At 62.7% G+C, this 25774-nt stretch carries 16 protein-coding genes; 11 read left to right on the plus strand and 5 right to left on the minus strand.

What is annotated here, in order from left to right:
- Positions 1-174: 174 nt before the first annotated feature.
- From YU1_RS0118615 to YU1_RS0118625, 3 genes are all read right to left on the minus strand, one after another.
- A complete protein-coding gene (locus YU1_RS0118615; RefSeq protein WP_029005377.1) occupies positions 175-741 on the minus strand; it encodes a hypothetical protein in 567 nt (188 codons plus the stop codon).
- Positions 742-810: 69 nt separating this feature from the next.
- Entirely contained in the window at positions 811-1227 is a 417-nt protein-coding gene (locus YU1_RS0118620) for a hypothetical protein (protein ID WP_029005378.1), read from the minus strand.
- A 103-nt stretch (positions 1228-1330) separates the two neighbouring features.
- On the minus strand, positions 1331-3472 hold the full coding sequence (locus YU1_RS0118625) for a ParB/RepB/Spo0J family partition protein (protein WP_029005379.1): 2142 nt from the start codon (positions 3470-3472) through the stop codon (positions 1331-1333).
- A gap of 227 nt (positions 3473-3699) precedes the next feature.
- Between YU1_RS0118625 and YU1_RS32130 the strand changes: the two genes are divergently transcribed.
- Complete coding sequence (locus YU1_RS32130; protein WP_051357013.1) at positions 3700-4953, plus strand: hypothetical protein; 1254 nt, start codon at positions 3700-3702, stop codon at positions 4951-4953.
- A 4-nt stretch (positions 4954-4957) separates the two neighbouring features.
- Here YU1_RS32130 and YU1_RS0118635 read toward each other — a convergent pair whose 3' ends face one another.
- Positions 4958-5914 carry an ArdC family protein gene (locus YU1_RS0118635; RefSeq protein WP_029005380.1) on the minus strand — a complete coding sequence of 319 codons (957 nt, stop codon included), beginning with the start codon at positions 5912-5914 and terminating at the stop codon, positions 4958-4960.
- 262 nt (positions 5915-6176) lie between these two features.
- Here YU1_RS0118635 and YU1_RS0118640 point away from each other — a divergent pair, with 262 nt between their 5' ends.
- From YU1_RS0118640 to YU1_RS30115, 3 genes are read left to right on the plus strand one after another with little or no spacing between them, the layout of a single operon-like run.
- The gene (locus YU1_RS0118640) at positions 6177-7397 is read left to right on the plus strand and encodes an ATP-binding protein (RefSeq protein WP_029005381.1); all 1221 of its coding nucleotides are present in this window, start codon (positions 6177-6179) and stop codon (positions 7395-7397) included.
- Complete coding sequence (gene drmD, locus YU1_RS0118645) at positions 7339-10632, plus strand: DISARM system SNF2-like helicase DrmD (protein WP_245263378.1); 3294 nt, start codon at positions 7339-7341, stop codon at positions 10630-10632. Before YU1_RS0118640 ends, drmD begins: the two co-directional genes overlap by 59 nt.
- Before the next feature lie 5 nt (positions 10633-10637).
- Positions 10638-14678, plus strand: coding sequence for an SAM-dependent methyltransferase (locus tag YU1_RS30115; protein WP_035715893.1), 4041 nt, complete (start codon positions 10638-10640; stop codon positions 14676-14678).
- Positions 14679-14697: 19 nt separating this feature from the next.
- Here YU1_RS30115 and YU1_RS32825 read toward each other — a convergent pair whose 3' ends face one another.
- Entirely contained in the window at positions 14698-14901 is a 204-nt protein-coding gene (locus YU1_RS32825) for a DUF2188 domain-containing protein (protein WP_084539966.1), read from the minus strand.
- 102 nt (positions 14902-15003) lie between these two features.
- On the opposite strand from YU1_RS32825, the gene YU1_RS0118655 reads away from it, so the two are divergent.
- The 7 genes from YU1_RS0118655 to YU1_RS30125 form a co-directional block, all read left to right on the plus strand.
- The gene (locus YU1_RS0118655) at positions 15004-16110 is read left to right on the plus strand and encodes a helix-turn-helix domain-containing protein (RefSeq protein ID WP_029005383.1); all 1107 of its coding nucleotides are present in this window, start codon (positions 15004-15006) and stop codon (positions 16108-16110) included.
- A 6-nt stretch (positions 16111-16116) separates the two neighbouring features.
- Positions 16117-16632: a hypothetical protein gene (locus YU1_RS30120; protein ID WP_051357014.1), complete on the plus strand. Its 516-nt coding sequence runs from the start codon at positions 16117-16119 to the stop codon at positions 16630-16632.
- Positions 16629-20174 (plus strand): DISARM system helicase DrmA, encoded by a 3546-nt coding sequence (gene drmA, locus YU1_RS0118665; RefSeq protein WP_029005384.1) that lies wholly within the window; start codon positions 16629-16631, stop codon positions 20172-20174. The genes YU1_RS30120 and drmA overlap by 4 nt, the downstream gene beginning before the upstream one ends.
- On the plus strand, positions 20171-22036 hold the full coding sequence (gene drmB, locus YU1_RS32830; RefSeq protein ID WP_084539967.1) for a DUF1998 domain-containing protein: 1866 nt from the start codon (positions 20171-20173) through the stop codon (positions 22034-22036). The genes drmA and drmB overlap by 4 nt, the downstream gene beginning before the upstream one ends.
- Before the next feature lie 259 nt (positions 22037-22295).
- Positions 22296-23408 carry a hypothetical protein gene (locus tag YU1_RS0118670; protein WP_029005385.1) on the plus strand — a complete coding sequence of 371 codons (1113 nt, stop codon included), beginning with the start codon at positions 22296-22298 and terminating at the stop codon, positions 23406-23408.
- A 227-nt stretch (positions 23409-23635) separates the two neighbouring features.
- Positions 23636-25570 (plus strand): SIR2 family protein, encoded by a 1935-nt coding sequence (locus tag YU1_RS0118675; RefSeq protein ID WP_156922246.1) that lies wholly within the window; start codon positions 23636-23638, stop codon positions 25568-25570.
- A 34-nt stretch (positions 25571-25604) separates the two neighbouring features.
- A partial coding sequence (locus YU1_RS30125) for a transposase (RefSeq protein ID WP_035715886.1) occupies positions 25605-25774 on the plus strand: 170 nt, incomplete at its 3' end.

The raw sequence follows: 25774 nt of genomic DNA on the forward strand, positions 1-25774 counted from the left end.
GAGAGCGGAGACGGGCGAGCCGGCCGGCGCTCTCTCTCGGACCGCACCGGCTCAAACCCCTGCCGGCCAACCTCTCCCTCTCGGCGTCGCAACGAAGAGGGAGCCTAGAAAGGCAATAAAAAAGGGCCCGACCTCCGGACTTGGTCCGAGGCCGAGCCCCTTCTTGTTAAGCGGTTAGTTCGCGGCGGCCGACTTGTTGATCGCAGCTGCCATCGCTTCGACCAACCGTTCGAAGCGGATCGGATCACGCAATGCGTCTTTCAGATCCTCAGCCCACGCGGGGTTGGCCGACGTCCATTTCAGCAACGCCGGCGTGCTAACGCCGCGATGTTTGATGAGGAAATTTGAGATCTTGGCGGGGACGCGCGCCGCCACGAATGTTGCATTCGGCGGCTTGGCGCGCGCCAAGATGACGAATGCACGCGACAGCCCTTGTAAATCGTCTTCGTCGGCGAGTCGCGTCATGAGCTCCAGGACGGCGCCCGACTCTGTCGTGTAGGCCGCCGAGCCTTGCTCAGAGATCGCTTTCGCGATCCGGAGTTCGGTATCCATGTTGATCATTTGTACTTCCTTGCTTAGGCCGTGAAGCGCTTCCGCTCTCTTGCGGCGCTCCGCGGCGAGTTTTCGAACATCTTCAGCGTCCGCCTCGGTCGGCACCCAGACCTTCACTTCCTGCCAACCTTCGGCGACTCGAACGTCCCGCTGGCGCCGGGCGCGCTCTGCAATGGTGTTGTCTGCCATAGCCTCGCTCCGTGAGTGAACTACGGATGATATAGGCCGTAGTCCACTCACGGTCAATCCAGGCTCGTGCTAAATTTCGTGATCGGCCTCGACATCAGGATCATTCTCATCCGCCAAGATCGCCTCGGCCTTGGCGATCGCAGCGCGGAGGCTCTGGCGCCAGGACACGTCGGACGGGCCGGCGTCCGCTGGGTGGGCGAATACCTTGAGCAGGCCTAGCAGCATCTCGAAATGGTTGGCCTTTCGCTGGAGCTGTTCGTCGAACTGCGACGGGACGGCGAGCGCTCGGCCGCTATAGGCGGCGTTGCGGCCATCCCAGACGCCGGTGACGTAGGTGTCGCCGGAGGTTTCGACGTCGGATTTCTCGTCGTCCCAGCCCTCGTCGGCGATAGCGAGCGCACAGGCGGCTTCGAAAGTTTCAGCCTCATAGCTGCGCTGCCGATAGACCGGCAGGCGGTAGGTGGTCTCGATGGTGAAGACGGGCATGCGGCCCTCCTGAAACAAAAGCGCCCGGCGTGTGGGCCGGGCTGTCGGGTTGGTTGAGGGGAAAGGATGCGCGGGGCGGGCAAAACCGCCCCGCGCGATCGAGTTACTCAGCCGCGATCGTCTGAGGCTCGTCTTCTGCTTGCTCGGAAGGCTCGTCCTCGTCTCCGGCGAGGAATTCCGGCAGCGCCTCGCCCTCGCCTCCGTCACCGATCTGGTCGGCTGACGGCGCTTCATCATCGACGGTGCGCAGCGGCTCTGGCAGCCAGAGGCTGTCGGCGAGAAGCCGCTCGGCCTCCTTGGCCATGTCGCCCTTCTTCAGATGGTCGATGAGCTGGGCGGCGCGCTCGCCTGCGCCTTCGCGAACCGCTTCGAGGATGCGGCGCTTCGGCACGCGGCCGAGATAGTTCTCGACGGTCGGACGCCATCCGACCTCCACCATGTCGAGACCGACGGCCCGGGCGATGCGGTTGGCCTCGCCGATGCGCTGCTCGACACCGTGGGACGAAATACTGGCGCCATAGCGGTCGGCCTTCTCGTAGAGCGCGTTGACCCCGAACGAGGCGCAATGCGCGAAGAGGGCGGCCTGGTCGTCGCCGGTCAGGGTGGTGAGCCAGTCCCAGAGATCGGCTCGATCCTTCGGCAGTCGCTCCTCCCAGCTCTTGTGGCGTTCAGAGATCGCCTTGGCCGTCGGCGTGTCCTTCAGGCCCTGCGCCTGGATCGGGAAGGTAACGCTGCGAACGGCAACCTCCATGGCGCTGCCGGATGCGAAGTAGCGCGAGAAGACATCCAGGCAGAACTTGTGCAGAACCGCCTGGAACGCGACCGACGGCGTGGTCGCGAGCTTGTCGCGCAGCGCCAGCGTCCGTTCCGCGGTCAGCTCGGTCACAAGGCGGTCGGGCAGCGGCTTCACGACGTCGTCGTCCTCGTCCTCCGGTTCGGAAACCTGGCCGCCGATGGTGATGACCCCGCGCTGGATCGCCCGCGCGCCGGGTTCCACGCCGTCCGGGTTTGCCGCGCCGGTTTCATCATCGCCATCCTGTCCGGGCTCCACGATGGGCGCCTCATCCTCGAGCCGGACGTAGCCACGGTCGACCGATAGAGCGCCTTCGGAATCGATGCTGACGAAGACGCCGGCACGGGCGATGTCGGTTGGGTCGAAAGTGACCGGACGATCGTCGAAGGCGGCGAGCGCCATTTCGATTTCGCCGAGCCGCTCGTCTACCTCGTCGGGCAGCTCGTCTGCCCCGTCATACTCGGCTTCGAGCTTGGCGTATTCGGCGTTGAGCGCGTCGATTGTCGCCTGCTCCTCGGGCGAAAGGTCGGCAGCCACTCCCTCCAACGCACGGAGCCCGCGCGTGTGGCCATAGGGGAAATCGACCGCGACCTCGATCCACTTCCAGCCCTCGGCCGCGATCTTCTCGGCCTCGGTCTTCAGCTTCTCAGCGAAGAGGCCATCGAGCAGCGCCACGTCTTCGAGCCAGCCGCCGTCGTCGGACTGGAACAAGTCGCGCAGCACCACGCCACCGGCCGCCTCGTAGGCATCGAGACTGACGAATACCGCCCGGCGGTCCGAGGCACGCACCGTCTTCTCCGTCAGCATGCGGCGGATCTGATAGGGTTCCTTTTGCCAGGATCCGGAGATCGCCTGCCACACCTGCTCCTGGCGCGCATGGTCGGACGTGACGGTGAACGCCATCAACTGCTCCAGCGACATGCCGTCCTCGGCGTAGAGGTCGAGCAGGGTCGGCGAGACGGACGCCAGGCGGAGGCGCTGCTTCACGACGTTCACGCCGACGAAGAACGCCGCGGCGATGTCCTCCTCAGAGCGTCCCTTCGCGCGCAGGACCTGGAAGGCGCGGAACTGGTCGAGCGGATGCAGCGGCGCACGCTGGATGTTCTCTGCCAGCGAATCGTCCTCGCCGAGGATGTCGGTTCCAGGATCGCGGACCACGCACGGAACCGGCGCGGTCTTCGCCAGCCGCTTCTGCTTCACCAGCAGCTCGAGCGCCCGGTAGCGGCGGCCGCCGGCCGGAATCTCGAACGTGCCGGTCTCGGCGCCCTCGGCGTCGAGAACCGGCCGGACGTTGAGGCTCTGAAGCAGCGTGCGCCTTGCGATGTCCTCGGCCAGCTCCTCGATCGAGACGCCGGCCTTCACGCGCCGGACGTTGGACTGAGACAGAACCAGCTTGTTGAAGGGGATGTCGCGCGAGGACGACAGGGTGATCTTCTGAACAGCAATAGCCATCGGGATGTACTCCGCGACGGGCGCCGGGAGACTCTCTCTCGGCTTCCAACCCGTCACAAAGACCGGCGCAGCCCTCTTCCTTTCGGACCGCCGCGCGGGGCCTGGCGCCGCGGTAGAAGCCCCCGGCCGTCGATGCCCGCAGGAACAGGCGGCGCGCGGGACCTCCCTTAAAGAGCCGCTCCATTGCTAAGATGGCGTCAGGGCACGTTCGTCGGGGATAAAGCGTAATGGCAAAACGGATCATCACGGTCTTCTACGCTTGGCAGAGCGACCGGGATCAGAAAGGAAATCGACACTTCATCCGTCGCGCTCTCGACGAAGCCGCCAAGCGCATCAATGATGATGATGCCCTGGCGGTTGAGATTAAGGTCGATGCGGATACGGAGGGCGTCCTGGGCACGCCCCCGGTGACTGAAACGATCCTCAAAAAGATTGGCGCATCAGACATTTTCGTGCCGGACCTGACCTTCATCGCGCAAACCGACGCGGGTAAGCTGACCCCCAACCCCAACGTCATGGCCGAATATGGCTACGCGCTTCGCGCGCTGACGTTCGAGGCGATGATGCCGGTCATGAACACACATTATGGCGCGCCAACTGAGCTGCCGTTCGACCTGGGCCATGTTCGCCATCCCACCCAGTATGATTTGCCGCCCGCTAGCCCCGACGGAGCACGGCGTGCAGCCCGGGCGGTCCTCTCCGAAAAGTTTGAAGCCATCGTGAGGTTGATGGCCCAGAATATTCTCAGCAAAGCGCGCACGGATAATCCGTTTGTGCCCACCGCACCGGTCCGGCCGCCCGCCTTTTTCTTTCAGCCCGGCGATGTGCTGGTGAATTTTGGCTATCCCGGCGAGCAGGAGATGCGGTTCAAAAGAAATCGGGCCATCTTTCTGCGGCTCTATCCGACCTATGCGGATCAGCCACGTGTCGGCTTGAGCCGGGCAATTGAGGTCGCCCAGCGATTGATGCCGCTGCAGCGCGTGATCACGTCCCTGCACAACCGCAACGACTGGGGCGCTATCAATCTCCAGCCACATGGCGACGGTATTACAAGCTTCACCCAGATCTTCGAGACCGGCGAACTTTGGGGCGCGAGCGAAGAGCCGTTCAGAACGGGCAACCCGTCATTTGTCGCAGCGATCGGCGTGGAAAAGGCGTTCGTGGCGGCTTTGGAGAACCACCGTCTTGTTTACGAGAGAGAACTCAAGCTCCGCCCGCCCTGTACCGTCGAGTTCGGAGCAGTCGGCCTGACGGATCAGCACCTGCTTGTGCCCAGTGTCGAATTTCCTTCGGGGAAATATGCGGGACCGATCCGAAAGGACAGCTTTTGCCGGTCGTTCCAACTAGGCAGCTTCGACGCGACGGAGTGGACGTCCGCCCTCAGAGATTTTCTCATCGACTTCTATGACCTGGCGGCGGTGGACCGGTCGAAGGTTCTCACGGACGCCATCGTCGCGGCGAACCAACTGCCCCCGCGCTAACCCGTCACGCCGCCGCCCGTTCACTATCAGCCTCGCCGAGGACGCGGTCGTGATCGGGCAGAAAGCCCAGGATCCAGTCGGCTGCCTTGCTGGCCTGGGAGGCCGCGCGCACGACGGCGCGGTTGTCCTCGCGCAGCACCTCCAGCCAGGAGCCGATATAGTCCGCGTGCCGCACAGTCGGGACGATGCCGAGCGACGCGCAGCAGAACGCGGCGTTCATCTCCGCCACCAGTTCCTCGAATGCATACTTCTTGCTGCCGAACGTGCCGCCCAGGTCGCGGCCGAGACGGGACGGATGGCCGCTGGCGTGCCCCAGCTCGTGCAGGGCCGTGCGGTGCCAGTTGATCGGTTCGAAATAGGCCTGCGGCGGCGGGACCATCACGAAGTCCGGACCCGGCGCGTAGAAGGCGCGGTTGCCGCCGATGCGGAAGTCGACGCCGGTCGCCCGGATCAGCGCCTCGACCCGGGGCTCGATCAGGCCCGGCGGCGGCGGCGGCGCGACGGCCGCGACCTCGGCCGGTAGGTTTTCGCATTGGGCGGCGTTGAAGACGGTGAACCGCTTCAGGAACGGGATCGCGGCCGCTTCCTCGCCGGTCTCTCGGGCGCGTCGCTTCTCGTCATCCGGCACAAAGCGGTCTGCATAGACGACGGTGGTGCCGTGCTCGCCCTTGCGCACATTGCCGCCGAGCGAGAGCGCTTGGCGGAAAGTAAGCCAGCTCTGGGCGGGGAAGCCGTGCTCGATCACAGCGCCCCAGAGGATCAAGACGTTGATCCCTGAGTATTGCCTGCTGGTGGCGGCGTTCTTCGGCATGGCGAGCGGCGCCTTCGCCGCAGCCGTTCCCCAGGGCTGGACCCAAGGCACACGGCCGGCCTCCAGCTCGGCGATGATCTTGCCGGTGATTTCGTCGTAGAGGCTCGTCCGGTCCTGGCCGGCGCGAGCGGGTGCGGTTTTTCTGGACATCGCGGATCTCCGCGACGGGCGCCGGAGGCCTCTCCCCCAGCCCTCAACCCGTCACGGCAAACCCGGTCCGCACTCTCACTCTAGGGGGTGTTGCGGGGACCTCCCCGCAGAAGGGGGTGTGTCGGCGACACTGGTGCCGACCAGGGGGAAGGCCTTCCCCTCCCACGCTTCCAGATCGCCGCCTACAAATTTCCAATTAGCGGACCATTGACTTCCAATTGGCCGATAGTGATAGTCCCAATCGACCGAGGTCGGGGATTGCATGTTCGAGCGGTTTGTGGAGCGGCGGGCGGAGGAAGCCCTTTCGGATACCCCGGTGGTCCTGATCGTGGGACCGCGCCGGGCTGGCAAGACCACGCTCGTCCGAAAGATGGGGGAAGCCGGTCGAACCTATATCACGCTCGACGATCAGACGGTGCTTGAGGCCGCCCAATCCGATCCGGCCGGCTTCATTCGCGGCCTGGACCGAGCCATCATCGACGAGATCCAGCGCGCGCCCGACCTGCTCCTGGCGGTCAAAAAGACAGTCGATGAGGACTATCGCCCGGGTCGATTTCTGCTCACCGGCTCGGCGAATGTGCTGACCCTGCCGCGAATCGCCGACAGCCTGGCCGGCCGGATGGAAACCATCCAGATGCTGCCGCTGGCCAGGGCTGAGATCGAAGGCCGGACACCGACCTTCCTGGAGCGCCTCTTCGAGGGGAAGATCCAGAGCCAGCGAGACGCGATCGTCGGCGATGATCTTGTCCAACTCGTCCTGCTCGGAGGCTTTCCCGAGGCGATCAGCCGCGAAAGCGAGCGGCGGCGGCAAGATTGGCTGCGATCCTATCTCACCTCAATCCTGACCCGCGATCTGCGGGACATCGCCGAGGTGGAGAAGCTGACTGAGCTTCCGAAGTTCGTGCGGCTACTGGCCGAACACTCCGGCCAATTGGTCAACTATTCGCAGTTCGGGGGCGGCATCAACGTCAGCCACAAGACTGGGCAGCGTTATGTGGGGCTGCTCGAACAGGTGTTCCTGATTGCGACCGTGCAGCCCTGGTTCACCAATTCGCTGAAGCGGATCGTCAAGACGCCCAAGCTCCATTTCCTCGATTCCGGATTGCTGGCCAGCGTGCGGGGGCTGACGTTCGACCGGGTGAAGGCTGACCGAGGGACATTCGGCGCGCTGCTGGAGAGCTTCGTGTTTTCGGAAGTGCTGAAGCTCATGACGGCCTCGGACCTGCGGCTGACACCTCATCATTTCCGGGATCGGGACAAGCGTGAGGTGGACATCGTGCTGGAGCGCGATGACGGTACGATCGTGGGGATCGAGGTGAAGGCGAGCGCCACGGTCAAGGCCGGGGATTTCGGGGGTCTCCGGGCATTGGCCGAAGCTTGCGGGGACCGCTTTGCCTTCGGCGTCGTCCTCTACGACAGCACTGATGTCGTGCCGTTCGGCGACCGGCTGGCGGCGGCGCCACTATCGTGTTTGTGGGGTTGAAGAAATGCAACGGGCAATTGGGGCGACAATCGAGCCGGGAAGTTTCGTCGAGCTGCGGGGCCGTCCGTGGTTGGTCGAGGAAGTCCAGGGGGAGGCTGACGACCTTCAGACCCTCAACCTCTCGTGCATTTCCGACGATGCTCAGGGTGAGCGGCTGGAAATCCTCTGGGATGCCGAAATCGGCGCCGTCGTGCTCGATGAGGATGGGTGGCGGAATGTCGGCGCCGGCCTTCCTGATCGAGCTGAAGTGTTGGCCGCCCACCTTCGCGCGATAAGATGGCGATCTGCCACAGCCGCTGATCGCGACCTGCTGCAAGCGCCCTTTCGGGCAGGCATTCGGCTCGATGCCTATCAGCTTCTCCCGCTTCGTAAGGCGTTGCGGCTTCCGCGCGTGAATCTGTTGATCGCGGATGACGTGGGCTTGGGCAAGACCGTCGAGGCAGGCTTAGTCGCGCGAGAGCTACTGCTGCGGCGGCGGATCGATTTTATCGTCATTGCGGCCCCGCCCGCTATGACGATCCAGTGGAAGGACGAACTGGAAGCGAAGTTCGGGCTTTCGTTCGAAATCATCGACAGGGAGCGGATAGGCGAGATGCGCCGGCTTCGGGGCTTCTCCGTCAATCCCTGGGCGACCGGCTCGCGATTCATCGTCTCGCACCGTCTCCTCACGGATGAGGTTTATGCCGCTGGACTTCGTGACGTACTCGGCGAGTTTCGTGCCCGTGCGCTATTCGTTTTGGACGAGGCGCACCACGCCGCGCCCGCGGCGGGGATTCGCTATGCAATCTCAAGCCAGCTCACGAAGGCCGTTCGTGAACTCGGCGAGCGGTTCGAGCACCGCCTTTTCCTGACAGCAACGCCACATAATGGGCATTCGAACAGCTTCTCGGCTTTGCTTGAGATGCTTGATCCCCAGCGCTTCACTCGGGGGGTCGAGGTTCGCCCAAAGGATCTTGAGCCCGTCATGGTCCGGCGGCTTAAGGCCGATCTTCGGCGCCTTGGCGAAGCGTTCCCGGAGCGGATCATCGAGGCGGTTCGCATCGACGGTCTGCCGGAGGACACGCCTGAACTTGTACTCGCCCGGCAGCTTGCCGCGTACGGCGAGATGCGGATGCGGCGCATCGCCAATCTTCCGACCCAAAAGGCGTCGATGGCGAAGCTGGCCTTTGTAGGTCTCCAGCAACGGCTGTTGTCATCGGTCGCGGCGTTCGCACGGACGCTCAAGGTTCATAGGGCGACTTTGCAGCGAATGCTTGACGGCGAAGAGGCCGGCCTGGTCGCCGCCGCTGGCCTTGCGTTCGTGGGCGGCCCAGGCAGTGAAGACAGCGCCGAACTTGGGCTTGAGGACGAGCGGGCTGAGAAGACCATCGATGCCGATGACGACGCGACGGCGGAGGCCGCCTCAGCCCTCGGCGTTGCTGACGCCCCCAAAGGCGACATGCGCGCAGAGCTTGCTGCGGTCGACGACATGTTGGCCATCGCAGAGCGCTACGCGTCGCGGCCCGACGCCCGGGTGCGCTGGTTGACCGACTGGATCAAAGCCAACCTTCTCAGCGGCCAAAACTGGAATCGGCGGCGTCTCATCATTTTCACGGAATACGAAGACACGCGGCGGTGGCTCGAACGACGCCTGCGTGAGGCGGTGTCGGACACGGATCGCGCTGATGACCGAATTGGGGTCTTCACCGGCGCAACTGGATCGGATCGAAGGGAAGAGGTGAAGCGAGCGTTCAACGCTGATCCCGATGTTGAGCCGTTGCGCATCCTGATCTGCACTGATGCGGCCCGCGAAGGCATCAACCTCCAAAGCTATTGCTCCGACCTGATTCATTTCGACCTGCCGTGGAACCCCTCCCGACTGGAGCAGCGCAACGGCCGGATCGATCGCAAACTTCAACCGGCGAAGCAGGTTATTTGCCGTTACTTCCGCTACGAGCAGCGCGAAGCCGACATCGTATTGGAAGCGCTGGTCCGGAAGACGGAAACCATCCGCGAGCAGCTCGGATCAGTCGGCCAAGTGATTGAAGAGCGCATCGCGAAGCGTCTGGCCGAAGGCGGCATTTTGCGTGGTCAGGGCGCAGCGATCGCTCGTGCCATCGCTGAGGAAAGCGATGCCGAACGGCTCAATCGCGCGCGCGCCGAAATGGACGACGACGAGCGCGCGCGTCACGAACGCTTGCTGAAGGAGCAGGCCGATCTGCAGCGCGCACTCGAACGGTCGCGTGAGCGAGTCGGTGTCGACCCGGAAGATCTTCATCGTGTGGCTGCGGCGGCGTTGTCACGCGCCGGGTATGTGCTTGACGACGCCCGTGGGCCGGCGATCGGTAAGGTGGCAACCTACCGCCTCAATCCCAACGATCCGGCGTTCACAAAGGATGCGGGTTGGGACGACGCCTTTGACGATCTGCGAGTGCGACCGCGGAAGCGCGGTGAGCGTCTCGGCGACTGGCGGCGGGATGCGCCCATCCGGTCAATTGCTTTCAGTCCGCCGATCATGGCCGACGGCCGTGACGCCTCGGACGTGGTGCAGGTCCATCTTGAGCACCGCTTGGTCAGACGGCTTCTGTCTCGCTTCCTCAGCCAGGGCTTCCAGTCCAAGCTTTCGCGCGTGTCGGTTATCTACGGGCCGGGCGCGCAGCCTCGTATCGTACTGATGGGACGCCTGGCGGTCTTTGGCGCGGGCGCAGCCCGGCTGCATGAAGAGGTGATCCCGATTACGGCGATCTGGACGGAGTCAGAACGCGACCGCAAGGCGCTCCGACCGCTGGGCGAGAGCGGCGAGGAGAAGACCCTCAATCAGCTGGAAGATGCCCTTCATGACGCCCGTGAAGCGTCAGGCGCCGCCGTCGCCCGTATCCAGGCTCTCGTCGCGAAAGATATCGCCGACCTCGTCCCGGCCTTGGAAAAGATGGCCTCAGAGCGACTGACGACGGTTACGGCTCAACTCCAGAAGCGAGGGGAGGAGGAGGCGCGCTCGCTGTCGGACCTGCTCGAACAGCAGCGATCACGCATCGCCAAGGCGGCAAAAGAGTTCGATCCCAATCAGCTCACACTCGATCTCGTACCCGAGGAACGGCGCGAGCGAGAAGCTGACCGGCGGCATTGGGAAGGCCGCCTGACGCGCCTTGAACGTGAATTGCGCGATGAACCGAAGCGGCTTCGCGACTCCTATGAGGTGCGAGCACATCGCCTGGAGCCCGTCGGCCTCGTCTATCTTTGGCCGGTATCGGGGTAAGCGCCATGGCTGCAGAAACCTATCGCGACCCCGATCTCGAATGGCTCGACCATGTGCCCCCGGTGGGCCTCGTCGTCGCGCCGACGCTCCTCAAAGAATTGGGGTTATTGCCGCTTAGGCAAACGCCAATCGACACCGGCCAGGTTGCCGAGATTATCGGCTCAGAGCTTTCCAAGCCTGCGCTCACTGATCCCTGGGCGTTCTTCGAACAGGTTCTGGGCTGGGAAGCGCGCCACGTCGCTGGTGCGCCCGGCGGTCCGGCCATTCCGGACGAACTGCTCGTGGCGCTCCCGGAGCACGGCACCACACTTCAACCGACATGGGCTGTCGCGGAGCTCGGTGACGGTGATCGCCGCTGGCAACTTCTCGTGCGGATCGAGGCGTCAGGAGTGGATCCTGATGCCCGGAACGCCCTCGACGGCTGGGAGGCGACGCCCCATCAGCGCTTCGAGCGGCTGTTGCGTGACACGGGCGTCTTTGCTGGCTTGCTGATCTCCGAGCGCGACGAACGCAAGGATGGAGAGGTTCGGTACTACCCCGAGTTTCGCCTAATCTATGCGCCGCGCGGCGAAACGTCGGGCCACCAGAGCTTTCCAATCCGGCCTATGGCGATGGTCGCCGGTCGGCCGATGCTCGGCGGCCTGAAGCTCTTGCTTGATCGGTTTCGGCTGTTCTCAGATGCTGATAACCGGCGTCTGCCGGCGCTGCTTAAGCACAGCCGCGACGCCCAGGCCCTGGTTTCAACCGCGCTCGCCGAGCAGGTGCTCGGCGCGCTCCACGAGCTGCTGCGCGGACTCGACAGCGCTGAACCCGCGCTCGTCCGCGAACTCGCGGCCAGTCGTCCCGATCATCTCTATGAGGGGTTACTGACCGTCCTGATGCGATTAGTCTTTGTACTCTATGCTGAGGACCGGGACCTGCTTCCGTCTCGATCTGATGCCCGCGCGCGGGAGGTCTACGAGACCAGCTATTCGGTTCGTGGGCTTTACGCGAAGCTCACGGAAGACGCGACGCTCAATCCCGACACCATGGACGAGCGGCGCGGCGGATGGGGCGGATTGCTGGCGCTGTTTCGGCTGATCCACAAAGGCCACAAGACCGGCTTCGTGCAAGCGCGTGGCGGCAAGCTGTTCGATCCGGACGAATTCCCGTTCCTTGAAGGCCGTGCCTCAAAGGATGAGCCGGCCCGAATTCTGGCTGTGTCCGACGGGTGCCTGCTGCGCATCCTCGAAGGGTTGATGACCCTGAAGCTGCGCGGCGCCGAGCGCGAACGACTGTCCTACCGGACCCTCGACGTCGAGCAGATCGGCTCGGTCTATGAAACCGTCATGGGCTTCACAGTCGAGGCCGCCAAAAGCCGCGTGCTCGCCATCAAGGCGGGCAAGAACAACAAGACGCCGGTGTTCGTCGCTCTCGACGACCTTGTCGCCAAGAAGGGCAAGGACCGGATCAAGGAACTGAAGGAGAATGCCGGCCGCGCACTGACTGCGGCGCAGGGGAAGCCGGTCGAGGATGCCAAGAGCGTCGACGATCTGGTGGCGGCGCTCGACGGCATGGTCGACGAGCGCGGGTCGCCAAAGAAGCGGGTCGCGGCATTCGGAACGCCGATCCTGCAGCCTACCGGAGAACGGCGGCGGACCGGCAGTCACTACACCCCTCGGTCACTCACCGCGCCGATCGTCAAATACGCGTTGGAGCCAGCTTTCGGGAAGCTCGGACCAGACGCGACGCCAGAGCAGGTGCTGGAACTGAAATTGTGTGATCCGGCCATGGGGTCCGGCGCCTTTCTGGTCGAGGCCTGCCGCGCCTTGGGTGAGCGGCTGGTCGCCGCCTGGGCGCGCTGGCCTGACAAGCGGCCCAAAATCCCGGCGGATGAAGATGAGGAGCTACATGCCCGCCGCCTGGTGGCGCAGCGATGCCTCTATGGCGTCGACAAGAACCCGCGCGCGGTCGATTTGGCGCGCTTGTCGCTCTGGCTGGCCACGCTGGCGCGAGATCATGAATTCACCTTCCTCGATCACGCGCTGAAATGCGGCGATAGCCTTGTCGGGCTGACGACGGCGCAGATCGCCGCAGCAAACTGGGATGAATCGAAGCCGGGGCTGCCGTTGTTTCGCCAGTTGGTGCGAGACAACGTGGCAAAGGTAATGAAGGGCCGTGCTGAAATCCAGAACGCGCCAGACGATACGATGCGCGCCATCCAAGAGGCACGTCATCGCAATCTTGAGTCGGAAGTCTCACCTATCCGTGTCATGGGCGACGCAGTGATCTCGGCATTTTTTGCGGCGGACAAAGCAAAGGCGCGCGAAAAGGCCCGCGCCGATGTTGAGAGCCAAATCTCCAGCATGCCGCCGCGCTGGGGTTTGCTGGAAGCCGCGGCCGCTCGGCTGCGTGCGGGAGAGCACGGCCTCACGCCGTTTCACTGGCAGGTCGAGTTCCCCGAGGTGTTCGCGCGCGACAATGTAGGGTTCGACGCCATTGTAGGGAATCCGCCTTTTGCCGGGAAGAACACAATTATCGCCGGCAACTCCAAAAATTATTTACCTTGGCTACAAACGCTCCATTCGGGTGCGCATGGCAACGCGGACCTTGTTGCGCATTTCTTCCGACGCGCTTTCGGCTTGCTGCGGCAAGGTGGCGTATTTGGTCTTATCGCCACCAACACCATCGGGCAGGGCGATACGCGTTCATCGGGGCTGACCAAGATTATCGCCGATGGCGGTGCGATCTTGCGCGCCACGCGGCGGCTGAAGTGGCCGGGGGAGGCGGCGGTCGTCGTCTCCGTCGTCCATATCGTGAAGGGCGAGGCAGCCTCGCCTGTGCTCGATACGAAGGAAGTGCGCCGCATCTCAGCCTATCTGGTCGAGGGCGATCTCGATACATCGCCGGTGGCGCTGGCGGCCAATTCCGGCAAGGCGTTCCAAGGGTCAATCGTGCTCGGCATGGGCTTCACCTTCGACGATGGAGCCGCCGCGAAAGGTGAGGCCGAAAGCCTTGAGACGATGAGAGCGCTGATCGCGAAGGACCCGAGGAATGCAGAGCGGATTTTTCCTTATATCGGGGGCGAGGAGGTCAACAACTCCCCGACGCATGCGCATCATCGGTACGTGATCGATTTTTTTGACAGGCCGCTGCGGCGTGAGCCGACGCTGCAATCTTGGTTTCTGAACGAAGGAACAGAGGCGTGTGAGAAGCGTCGGCGCGAGTGGTTGCGCGATGGTGTTGTCCCAACAGACTATCCCAAAGAGGTAGCTGAGGATTGGCCCGATCTCATTGAGATCGTTCGGCGAAGAGTGAAGCCTGAACGCGATGTTCAGAAGCGAGACGCCTTGAGAGACCGATGGTGGCAGTATGCGGAAAAACGGCCCGGCTTGGTTGCAGCCGTTGATGGGCTTCCAATCGTCCAGGCTATACTGTTCACAGCACCTCATCTGGCCGTAAGTATGATCGGAACCAGGTCTGTTTTTGCAAACACACTAAATATATTCGCCTATTCAGAATTCTCTGCCTTTTCAGTGTTACAAGCGCGTGCCCATGAAATTTGGGCTTGGTTTTTTGCGTCTACCCTCGAAGATCGACTTCGTTACACTCCGTCCGATTGCTTCCGCACATATCCACTCCCCGCAAACTTCGAGGCCAACTCCGCACTCGAAGTCGCCGGCGAGGCATATCACGCGTTCCGCGCCGAACTGATGGTCGCCCGCAACGAAGGCCTGACCAAAACCTACAACCGCTTCCACGCACGCGGCGACAACGGCGCGGACATCGCCCGCCTGCGCCGCCTTCATCACGAGATGGATGTCGCCGTTTTGCGTGCCTATGGCTGGGACGATCTGGCCGACCGCGCTGCACCCGAATTCCTCGAGCAGGAGGCCGACGAGGGCAAGACGCCCAAGACCCGCCTCGACTGGCCATCTGACTTTAAGGACGAGGTCCTCGCCCGCCTGCTCGCCCTAAACGCCACCCGCGCGGCGCAAGAACGCGCCACCGGGCTGGTGGCTGTCGAGGAAGAACCAGAAGAGCTTGAGGGCGAGGACTGCGAATGAGCTTTCCTCGCCCTGCCGATCAGGGTTTGCGCCACTTGTCTGGACTGCCGCCCTTCGTCTCTCGCACGCGCTCAACCAAGGGCGTTGCGCCGCGGTCTTTTGCCCAGTCGATCGCTTCCCGCTGCGTCGGCGTGACCACGCTGGCCCGCTCTGAACCTGGTTTGCGAACCGCATAGTCGCCTTCGCCAGGGCGACGCTCGATGAATACCCGCTTATCCGTCATCCGAACCTCCATGGGTCGAAGGCCGACCGACTCGACCCCTTAAACGCAAGATAATCTTGCAATTGGCCATTTGCAAGATTATACCCATCCGGGGAGGCGGTCATGACCACGAATTTCATAGGAGCGAGGATCAAGGCGTTGCGCGAGGAGCGAAGGCTCTCGCAGGACGACCTCGCGCGCCTGTTCGGTTTTAAGGACCGTCAGACTGTTTCGGCGATCGAAACTGGCGAGCGGCGGGTGACGGCAGAGGAACTCGTCCTCGCCGTCGAGAAGCTCGGCGCATCGCTGGACTACTTCACCGATCCATTCCTACTCGTTGGCGAAGGCCGCTTTTCGTGGCGGCAAACCGATGTCGGCCCGCAAAAGCTGAGCGCCTATGAGCGGAGCGCCGGCCGCTGGATCGCAGCGTTCCGCGCTATCGCGCCTCAGGTCGGCCGATCGGCGCCGTTATTGCGCCGGTCGCTCGGCATCACGCGCCACCAGCGCTTCGAAGACGCCATGGAGGCCGGAGAGCGCTTTGTTGCCGAGTTTGGGCTGGGTGACGTGCCGGCGAAGCGCCTCGTCGAGGTGATGGAGCGCGAGTTGGGCATCCTCGTGCTCATGGTGGATGCGTTTCAGGGCATTTCGGGTGCCGCCTGCCGTCTGCCGGAACTCGATGTGGTGGTGATCAATCGGCACGAGGTCGAGGGGCGACGCCACTTCGACCTGGCGCACGAGCTTTTCCATATCCTCACGTGGGATGCGATGCCGCCGGAGCATTCCGAGGAGGCGCGGGAGACTGGCGGCAATCGCGTGGAGCAACTCGCCAACAATTTCGCGTCGGCGGTTCTGATGCCAACGCAGGTGCTCGATCGGTATGGCGATTGGTCGGCGATTGGTGTCGGCGATCTCGCTGGTCGCTTGAACGCTGTTGCGAATGAGCTTCAGGTCACGGCCTCCGCTCTCAAATGGCGGCTCGTCGCCATGGATAGGCTGAAGCCCGCAATCGCGCGGTCGGTTCCAGATGCTGCGCTCCGCAACAATGGACGTGACGCCGCGCCGGCGGCGGTGCCGCCGCTGTTCTCGAAACCGTTCATGGAAGTCATCGGCCTCGCCGTTGACGAGGGCCGCGTTTCGGCGCGGCGCGCGGGTGCGCTTCTGGACCTGACAGTTGACGATCTCGCCGACCTCTTCACGACGCATGGGGTTTCGTCCCCTGTCGACCTGTGAGGTCCAATGGCTCGCCACCAGGGACCCGTCCTCATCGATACCAACGCCATCCTGGAGTGTTTCCGGGTCGGATCCTGGCGCGCGCTCTCGAACGGCTACAGCGTCGAGACGGTCGAGGATTGCGTGACAGAGACGCAGACCGGCTTTCAGCGCCGAAGGGCGGAATTGCAGATCGATGCCGCGCAGCTCGTGGCGTCGCTCAAGGCGGTCCATCCGGTGGAGGATGCGCAGCGCGCCGTCGTGGCCATTCGAGCGCCCGACATTGCACTGGACGTCGGCGAGCGGTCTTTGTGGGCGCATGCGCTAACGCGAAGCGACGTTTGGGTTCTGTGCGGGCCGGACAAGGCCAGTATGCGTTTCGGCGTTCGGCTTGGGCTCAAGGATCGACTGATCGCTCTGGAAGCGCTGCTCGACGATGCAGGGCATCGGCCTAAAGAGGCCCTGAAATTGGCCTACACTACCAAGTGGCTCGAAAAGGTCCTTGGAGAACTGTTTATCTCAGAGGGGCTTGGGCGGTCATGACGAACTCAGTAGATATTCGCGCCCACATCGTGGACGTCTTTCGTCGCGACCTCATCGGCCCGCGGCCGCAGGACGCCGATCTTGCCAGCGAGCGCCTGAACGAAAGCCCGGCACGCTGGTATCTGGCCGGATTTATCGCGCCTGCAGAGGACGCGCTCGCCCTGGACGGGGATGATGACGAGAATGATCCGTCCGCCCAGGAAGAGATGGATATCGACGTCGAGGAGCCGGACGCCGATGGCGCCGGCGGCGCCGCGACCGACAACGAGGAGCCTGAAGCCCCCAACGCGCGTCGGCGTTTTCTGCCGTCCTCCGTAGGGCTCACGGTGTTGCTCGATCCGGATGTGACGTCGATCGAAGCACGCGTTTCCTGGGGTGACTATAGAACCGAACCGCCATTGCCGGAGGCGATCCTTCTGCCCGAGCCCCTACCCGAGGAGCTTGGCGAGGACGGCAAGCCCAAGCGCGTCGAGCGCCCCATGGTCGAATGGGTTCGGACCCCGAAAGACCGGGTCGTGGCTCTTCCCATAAAGGACGGCCGCGGCGGCCCGTTCGTCGTGCCGGAAAGCGCGGCTGAACAACGCCGCGGTGGCGGCCTGGTGCTGGAAACCCATTCCCGCTTGTTCAGTTACAGCACGCCAGACGGCAAGACTGAGCGCGTCCGTGCCCTCACTGTCTTCCTCGTCAATCGGCGGGCAACCGTCCATCGCTTCTACGCCGATGTCAGCTACGCCTTTCAGGCGCGGCTCGAACTTGTAAGCGAAACGGGGTTCCGTCCGCGTCGCGACCTTTCAGGCTATCGGGCCCAGGATTGGGACCTGCGGATCGCGGATCTGCACTATCGCGACATGCGTGAATGGGCCGTGGGACGAAACGCGGCCGCTGGATGGGACACCTCTGAAGACAGCGCCAACGGCGTGACCCGGGTATGGACCGATCCGTTGCCGTCAGCGGAGGTCGAACGCGTTGCACCGAATGAGGACGCTGAATTCAAGGCGCAGGTGACGTTCGGCATGGAAGCGCTCGCGCAGTTGGCGGAGGGCGATGGCGCCGGCCTTCGCGCCGCCTTGGCCGATCTGCCATCACTCTATGGAATTTGGATCGACGCCGAGCGCAACAAGCTCGCAGGCCTTCCAACCCGCCGACGCGAGACCGGCGAACGCCTTGTCGCCGAGATGGTGACCGCGAAGGACAGGATCGCAAAGGGCATCGAGATTCTATCGACGGACGCAAAAGCCCGCACGGCGTTCCGGTTCATGAATCTATCCGTATCCATGGCCGCGCGCCGTCGTGTCGCTGGCGCGACAGGCGATCCGAGTGCTCTTGATGAGCCACAGTGGCGGCCGTTTCAGCTCGCCTTCGTGCTGCTCAACATAGCCGGCCTAATCGACCGGACTCATGTCGATCGTGAGACGGCGGACCTGCTGTTTTTTCCGACAGGCGGTGGCAAGACCGAGGCCTATCTTGGCCTCGCAGCCTTGGTGATTGCACACCGGCGGCTGGGCGGATCGGGCGTGCTCGGCGCTGGCGTCGCCGTTATCATGCGTTACACCCTGCGCCTTCTGACGCTCGACCAGCTCGCTCGCGCGGCAGGTGTCGTCTGCGCGCTCGAACTGATGCGCACCGACGCCAAGAACGTCGATGAGCGCGGTCGTCGGATGCTCGGTGACTGGCCAATCGAGATCGGTCTGTGGGTCGGCTCCGACGCGTCGCCGAACAAGCTGGGCGGCAAAGGAAAGTCTGACGAGACAACAGCGGTCGGTCGAATTCGGCGCTATCGCAACGGGCGTGACAAGCGCGCGCCGGCCCCGCTCAAGGCCTGTCCGTGGTGCGGAACCGAGTTCACGCCGGCATCGTTTTCCTGCACGCCGAACGAACACGCGCCGACCAATTTGGAAATTCGGTGCGCCAATACCAGCTGTGAGTTCAGCAGGAATCGACCGCTGCCCGTGCTTACGGTCGACGAGCCCATCTACCGGCGTCTTCCGGCGTTTCTAATCGCTACGGTCGACAAGTTCGCAGCGCTGCCCTGGGTCGGTGAGACCGGCGCTTTCTTTGGGCACGTTGACCGTTTCGAAGATGGCGTCGGCTTCTATGGGGCGGCCGAGCCGGGCGAAGGCCGACCATTGGGCAACGGCTGGTCGCTGGATCCGCCCGATCTTATCATCCAGGACGAATTGCACCTCATTGCCGGTCCCCTTGGAACGGTCGCGGGTCTGTATGAAGCGGCGATTGATCAGCTTGCCTCGCGAGGCTCCGGTGACAACCGCGTTCGTCCGAAGATCGTCGCGTCGACCGCCACCGTGAGACGGGCCGCCGATCAAATCGCCGCTCTGTTTGATCGGGACACAACCAGCATTTTCCCGCCGCCTGGCATCGATCGTGTCGACAGCTTCTTCGCGCGGACGGTGCCGTCATCGACCAATCCAGCCCGGCTCTATTTGGGCATCGCGGCGCAGGGCCGTGGCCCAAAGCTGGTCTTCCTGAGGTCTCTGACAACGCTCGTCGCGGCCGCGCAGGCCGCTTACGACGCGAATATCACCGCCGACGCCAAGGCCAGAAATCCTGCTGATCCGTACATGACCGCGCTTTGCTATTTCAACGCGTTGCGTGAATTGGGTGGCGCGCGGCGCATTGTCGAGGATGAAGTGCGTGATCGGGCGGCTCGTTACGGCGCCCAACGCCGCCGGGTGGACCCTGCCGATACACCGTTCGCCGATAGATCCATCAAGGAGCCGATGGAGCTCACATCTCGTGTCTCTACGGACGAGGTAGCGAAGGCGAAACAGCGTCTGGAAGCGATCTTTGGCCGGGATGCCGAAACCGTCGATGTGGCTCTCGCGACCAACATGATCTCGGTTGGTCTCGACATCACGCGCCTAGGGCTCATGGTCGTGCAGGGGCAGCCCAAGACGGCCGCTGAATACATCCAGGCGACCAGCCGAGTCGGCCGTGACCACTCCAGGCCCGGCTTGGTGCTGGCGGTTCTGAATCTCCACAAGCCGCGTGACCGAATGCACTTCGAGCAATTCGGCCAATTTCACCGCACATTCTATCGCGCCGTTGAAGCGACGAGCGTCACACCCTGGGCGGCACGGGCGCTGGATCGCGCCTTGGCTGCGGTCGTGGTCGCTGCGGCGCGCCATGTGGATGGCGCACTGACCCCGGATGTCGCGGTCAATGAACTGAAGAACAATGTCGGAATCCGCAACTTGGTCCGAGACTCGATCGTCGATCGAGCGCCGGAGCGCATGATCGCCGGCGGTCGCGCTGCTCTGTCAAAGCTGATCGACGACATCTTGGATGCCTGGATTGAGACTTCCGATGAGCAGGCGGCGGGCGGCAATGCGTTTGCCTATGCCAAAAAGAAAAGTCCTCATCGCCTGCTGCACATGCCGCTCGAACCGGAAATCGGCAACTTGGCGGAACCACACCGCCGCTTTGTGGCGGGCCGTTCCATGCGCGACGTGGAACCCAATGTCACCCTGAAGGTCAGGGATCCTCACGGAAACACGATCGCGAACGCGGATGATCTCACATGACCAAGAATGCTCAACGCCTAAGCCAGTTGATTTCGACCTTCGGTCCGGGGGCAATGATCGATCTGCCAACGCGGTCAGTCGTGGTGGGCGGGCTAGAACAATGGGACATGAAGGGCAACGCCTTCTCGACCCTTCCAGAGCCGCGTTTGACGATGCGCCTCGAGCAGATTCTGAAGGAGCAAGGGCGCCTTGATCCAGCAGCCAGTCTGACCTTGAGAACACCGCCGACTTCGGTAGATTCAAAGGATGGCGTGCCCCGTGGCGTCGCTGCGCCGATCTTCCCGACATGGTTCATCTGCGAGCAGGTCGAAACGAACACCTCCGGCGCCAAAACGACCCGGCGTCGGCGATTGGTGCGTTGGCAGGACCTCGACAGCAAGGGCCGCAGAAAGTTCCAATACGACGACGGGCGCAAGAGCGATGTGACACCGATCCGTTTCGTGTGCGCCTGCGACAAGGGGCATCTTCAAGATATCGACTGGCGCTGGGTCGTCCACGGTTCAGGGGCATGCCACGAGCCGATGTGGGTGGAGGAGAAGGGAACCAGCGCGGACCCGGCAGACACCAGCATCGTGTGCGGATGCGGCCGTAGATTGTCCCTTCAGGACACCTTCCAGCCAGGGCGGCTCGGCAAATGTCGCGGCGAGCGCCCGTGGCTGCTTGACCGGGACCCTGAAGGGTGCGGAGATAATCTCAAGTTGCTGACGCGAACTGCGACGAACACCTATTTCCCGCAGGTTCACACGGTGATTTCGCTCCCCACCGAGGAAGACGAGCTCAGCCAGCTTGTCGATGAGCTATCGGGTGATCTGGCCGGCGTGCAAACAGTCCAGGATGTTGCTCAAGCCAAGAAATTCAATCCGAAGGTATCGGCGTCTCTAGGTCCTTATTCGGACGGCGACATTTTCGATAGGCTTCAGCGCATTCGCGAAGGTGCAAAAACAGACGCCACGCGTTCGCCAAAGCTATCCGAGTTCGATACGTTTGCCAGCGGCCGTTCTGAAATCGGCGCGAACCATCCGACCGCAAAGCTCTACGCCCAGACTCTTCCGCGAGAGGCTTGGGCCGACCCCGATGCCGGGATCGATTTGTCGGGACTCAAAAACCTGGTTGCGGTGCATCGCCTTAGGGAGGTTTCGTGCCTCTACGGGTTCACGCGATTTGAAGCTGCGCCGACGGGTTCTGATGGCGACATCGAAGATATTCAGTTGAGCGTTCGTGGCGCGCCCATATCGCGTGATGCTGACTGGCTGCCGGCAATCGAGCAGTTTGGGGAAGGCATCTTCATCCATTTTGATGCCACCGCAATTGCCGCATGGCTCCAAAAGGAGGCCACGGCTGTCCGAAATCAAAAGCTGCTGGCTGGATATGGCCACTGGCAAAAGCGTTTTGCTGGGAAGGCGCCGGCGTACCCAGGAACGGCCTACGTGCTGCTTCATAGTATATCTCACGCGTTGATGGCCGAGATCGCCCTCGATTGCGGCTATCCAGCCAGTTCGCTGAAGGAACGTGTCTACGCGCTATCGAGTACGCGAGGGGGCGGCGACGTCGACCGCTGCGGAATACTTATCTATACGGCGAGCGCAGGTGCGCAGGGCACACTTGGCGGTCTCGTCGCGACGGCTCCGAGATTTGCTTACATTCTCAAGAGCGCCTTGGACCGCTTGCGGATTTGCTCCAACGACCCGGTGTGCGCCGATCATGAACCGGATGATAGGAGCGGAGATCGAGCCACCCACGGCGCAGCATGCCATGGCTGTCTCCTGATCGCTGAAACTAGCTGCGAGATGAGGAATCTATTCCTTGATCGTAGTCTCTTGGTTCCAACGATGGGGGATGACTTGTCCCGTTTCTTCGCATGACTGAGGGCACGCCCAACACGGCTGCCGGCGATGCCAAGACGCGCGAGAGCGCGTCTTGAGCACCTCAGTGTCAGCTCCGGGGATATGGCGCACTGAGAAGAAGGTAACAGTCAGTGGACATACCCGCCATCGACACAAGCCGAGCCCAATTTCATCGGGTTTTGAGGCACCCGCGCCGAACACGACACTTGTGTTCGGTCCTAGCGCGCTTGCGGCTTCGATCGCAAGGACGGCAACTCTCCGAAATGCGCCCCCGGAAATGTTGGCGCGTTGGGGCGACAGCGCCCTGACGCAGGTCGAATGGCTGGTAGAGGACGGGGCAGCCTTCGCGTTGTCGCAGCATCTCCACGTGCTGGCCGACGCAGAGCGAACATCCTTCGCCGGGCGTGTTGGTGCCGGGATAACGGACTTGCTGATGAACGCGTTGGGCTTCACCTGGAGAGACAATGCCTCTTGCCTGTCGAGCTCGCTCGCGCCGCACGCGGACTTCATCTACGCCGACGGAGCAGTATCGAGACATGGCGTGGTTCTGGCCGAGGCGCATGGGTCCTTCGCAGCAAGCGTTAGCTCGGCCGGCGTGACCCGTGAGGCAAAGCACAAGTATCTGCGGCAGGTGCGGCCTCATCTCGCCACCGCCTCCCCGCACGGCAAGGTCGTTCATGGGTATTCGATCGCGTTTGGCTCCCGACCGGGAGCCGCGGGGGCTTTCCTTCACGTCGCCGAGACGCTGATTTCGAAGCCACGTAGCCGGCGACCTCCGCCGAGCCAAACGGCGCCGACGGCAAGCCCAGCGGCCGCGCCCACCTCCCTCGCGCTTGCCGCGCATCGGTCGAACTTCGCGATAATGGATGCACCGAGCATTGTACGATGGATCGACTGGGTACGTGGCGGCAGAGAACGCTCCGACGATATGCAACCGTCACTGTTCGTCCGGATTCCCTATGCGGGCCGGGTCTTCTTGTGCAGCATGGAGATGGCCTGGCCTTTCGGTGGCTACCCGGAGTGGCTTGACGAATTTTGGCATCCGCGGTGGTGGCCGCCGATTCGACCGGCGCGAACGCTCCCTCGCGGCAGGGACGATTTCGCTGGATGGTTCGCCATGGAGGAGAAGGCCGCCGAGAGCTTCCTCAACGCTTTGAGCGCGATCGTTCGGAATGGCCGAGACAATCTTCCGGAGTCGCTTGAGCTTCCGAGCCTCGATCCTGCCGGCTTTGGGTTTGGCGGTGACGAAGCTGGTCTCAGATCGCCGGCGGCCTCCGAATACAGGTATGCTCTTTATCGGGACGGGTTGGCGCTCCTCGGCAGCCCACCACCGAGCCGGATGGTTGGGCAGCGGATGTGGATTCCAAGAGAAGGTATGCGAACAGACTGACCACCTGTTGGTCCTGGGTGGCAAGATGCAGGGCCGTTCAGCGGGCTGACGGCGGAGATTGCTGCTCCTTCAAATCGCAATCGAGCCAGCGGCCGAAGACGGCGGCCCGAAAGACTCGACGAAGGCCCTTCGCATCCCACATCTTGAGGTCACCTCTTCCCTTGGGGCCACATCTTGCGATATGTTCGTCTAATGTTCCAGGTGACCGATTCCAAGCGAGGCAGGTGATGAGCCACGTGGATAGCGTGCGTGAACTAGCGTCGATTCTCAACCCTCGCAACGAAGCTCGTCCAACGATCCTATTGGGCGCAGGTGCATCGTTTTCGTCGGGCGTGCCGCTGGCTGACGAGAGCGTTAAACGTATGGCACGGCGATATTTCGCTGAGCGTATCAGTGGGAAGGCGCTGCCCGAGCAGGTTAAGACGTCCGAATGGATGGCGTGGCTTGGAGAACAGCTATGGTTCATCCGCGATCCGGCCAGGCTTTCTGAAAATTTTCCGCTCGCCGTCAAGCATCTCCTTACGCCGCAAGCATATCGGCAGAAAGTATTGCTCGATCTCATCAGCCCCGACGGCGAGATCGGTGCTGGTTATCGGCACCTCTCCGAGCTTGTGCTCCGCGGGCTCGCCGGCACGATTCTGACTACAAATTTCGACATCTGTCTGCCTCGCGCGCTGAACGACAAGCGCCCGCATATTCGCCATGTCGCTGAAGTAAATCGTGGCCCTGACGACTTCCGTGAGTTTGATATATTCAATCGTGCGCAGATTGTGTGGCTACACGGAAAGGCGGAACAATATACGGACAAAAACTTGACGGAGGAGGTGCAGCAACTTGATCAAAAGCTTGTCGGTGTCTTGCTGCCATTGCTGCAATCGACGCCGCTAGTCGTTGTCGGCTACCGCGGTGCCGAGCCTTCGATCATGAGCAGCCTTTTGGGTGAAGGCGGTGACCTTGCTTTCAAGAAAGGGCTGTTCTGGTGCCACCGCGGCGGAGGTGAATTGCATCCCAATGTGGAGGCCCTCCGTGAGCGCCTGGGCAGCAACTTCAAGCTCTGCGATATTGATGGGTTCGACGAGCTGTTCGCTGATCTGGACAAGAAGCTGGCTCGTCAACAGAGAACGCTGGGAGCGCCGCCAGCCGCGCAATCCCGAAACTTCGACGATGGGCCGATGGAGGGCGCGACCATCGCCGATCTCGACCTTGATCTCGCCTTAAGCACAGTTCGCGAATATGCGCGCAAGCTGGGGCTCCGCGAGCCGTCTGCGGCGACACTAAGGTCCTTCCTCAGGGAGCTTGGCCTCTTGGTCATCGACGGTGGCATCGAACGCCCCAGCATAGCCGCTATTCTACTCTTCGGCCGCGACCCGCAGAGATTCATGCCGCATTCCGTCGTCACGCTGACGATCGACAGCAAGAAGCGCAAAGTTATAAGCGGCAATCTGCTGCAGCAGCGGAAAGATTTGCTCGAGTGGATAGAACAGAAGGAAGTGAACCCGACCCTCAAAGTTAAAGTGCGAGGGCGTCATGAAGAGCGACCGGCTTATCACGAGCGGGCGCTTATTGAACTTTGCGTCAACCTCCTGGTGCATCGCGACTATGCCGACGTCCGACCCGCTACGATTCAGGCTCAGACAAACGACCGAATCATTTTCTTGAACCCAGGACGTCTGCCGGAGGGCGTTGCTGATGAGTTGAAAATGGACGTTCATGGTCAGTTCGAACCTGTCCGCGAACTGACCTCGCCGCGTAACTCGGCGCTGTGCGATGTATTTTTCGGAATGAGCGCAATGGAGCGGGCCGGCACGGGGCTGTCGGATGTGCTTAATTTCGCAAAAGAGGGCGACGGCACCGCCGTCTTCAGTGTGCCACCGGGAACCGACGATTTTCGGGTTGAAATTTATCAGCCGAAGGCATCGAGCAAATCATCTCTCGTTGCTCGCGACTCGCGACCGATCGGCACTTACATCATCAATCTAATGCCGTTCGCGTCGCTGCCGGCGTTGGTCTCGAGGGTCCAGGTGTCCGGGACACTAGAGGAGATGTCGCGCCGTGTGCCTCTGGACGAGATCGGGACGGTCTTGGTACGGGGAGGTGAACTTTGGTCGTTCGCGCCCGCGGCGCTAGGTAGTGTGGACTCTTGGGGTTCCCGGGCTGAATGATCTGTGATTCAAAGCTGCCTTTGATGAGGCAGCGATGGGTGTTCTTGATCGACTGGTGCTTGGGGATGAGCAGTGGGCGCGGATAGCGCCGCACATCATCGGCGACGAGCGGACGCGCGGCTCTTCGGGCCGGGACAATCGTATGTTCATCGAGGCGGTGCTGTGGATCGTGCGCACCGGCTCGCCTTGGCGCGATCTGCCGGA

The organism is Azorhizobium doebereinerae UFLA1-100, from assembly GCF_000473085.1.
Lineage (GTDB): Bacteria > Pseudomonadota > Alphaproteobacteria > Rhizobiales > Xanthobacteraceae > Azorhizobium > Azorhizobium doebereinerae.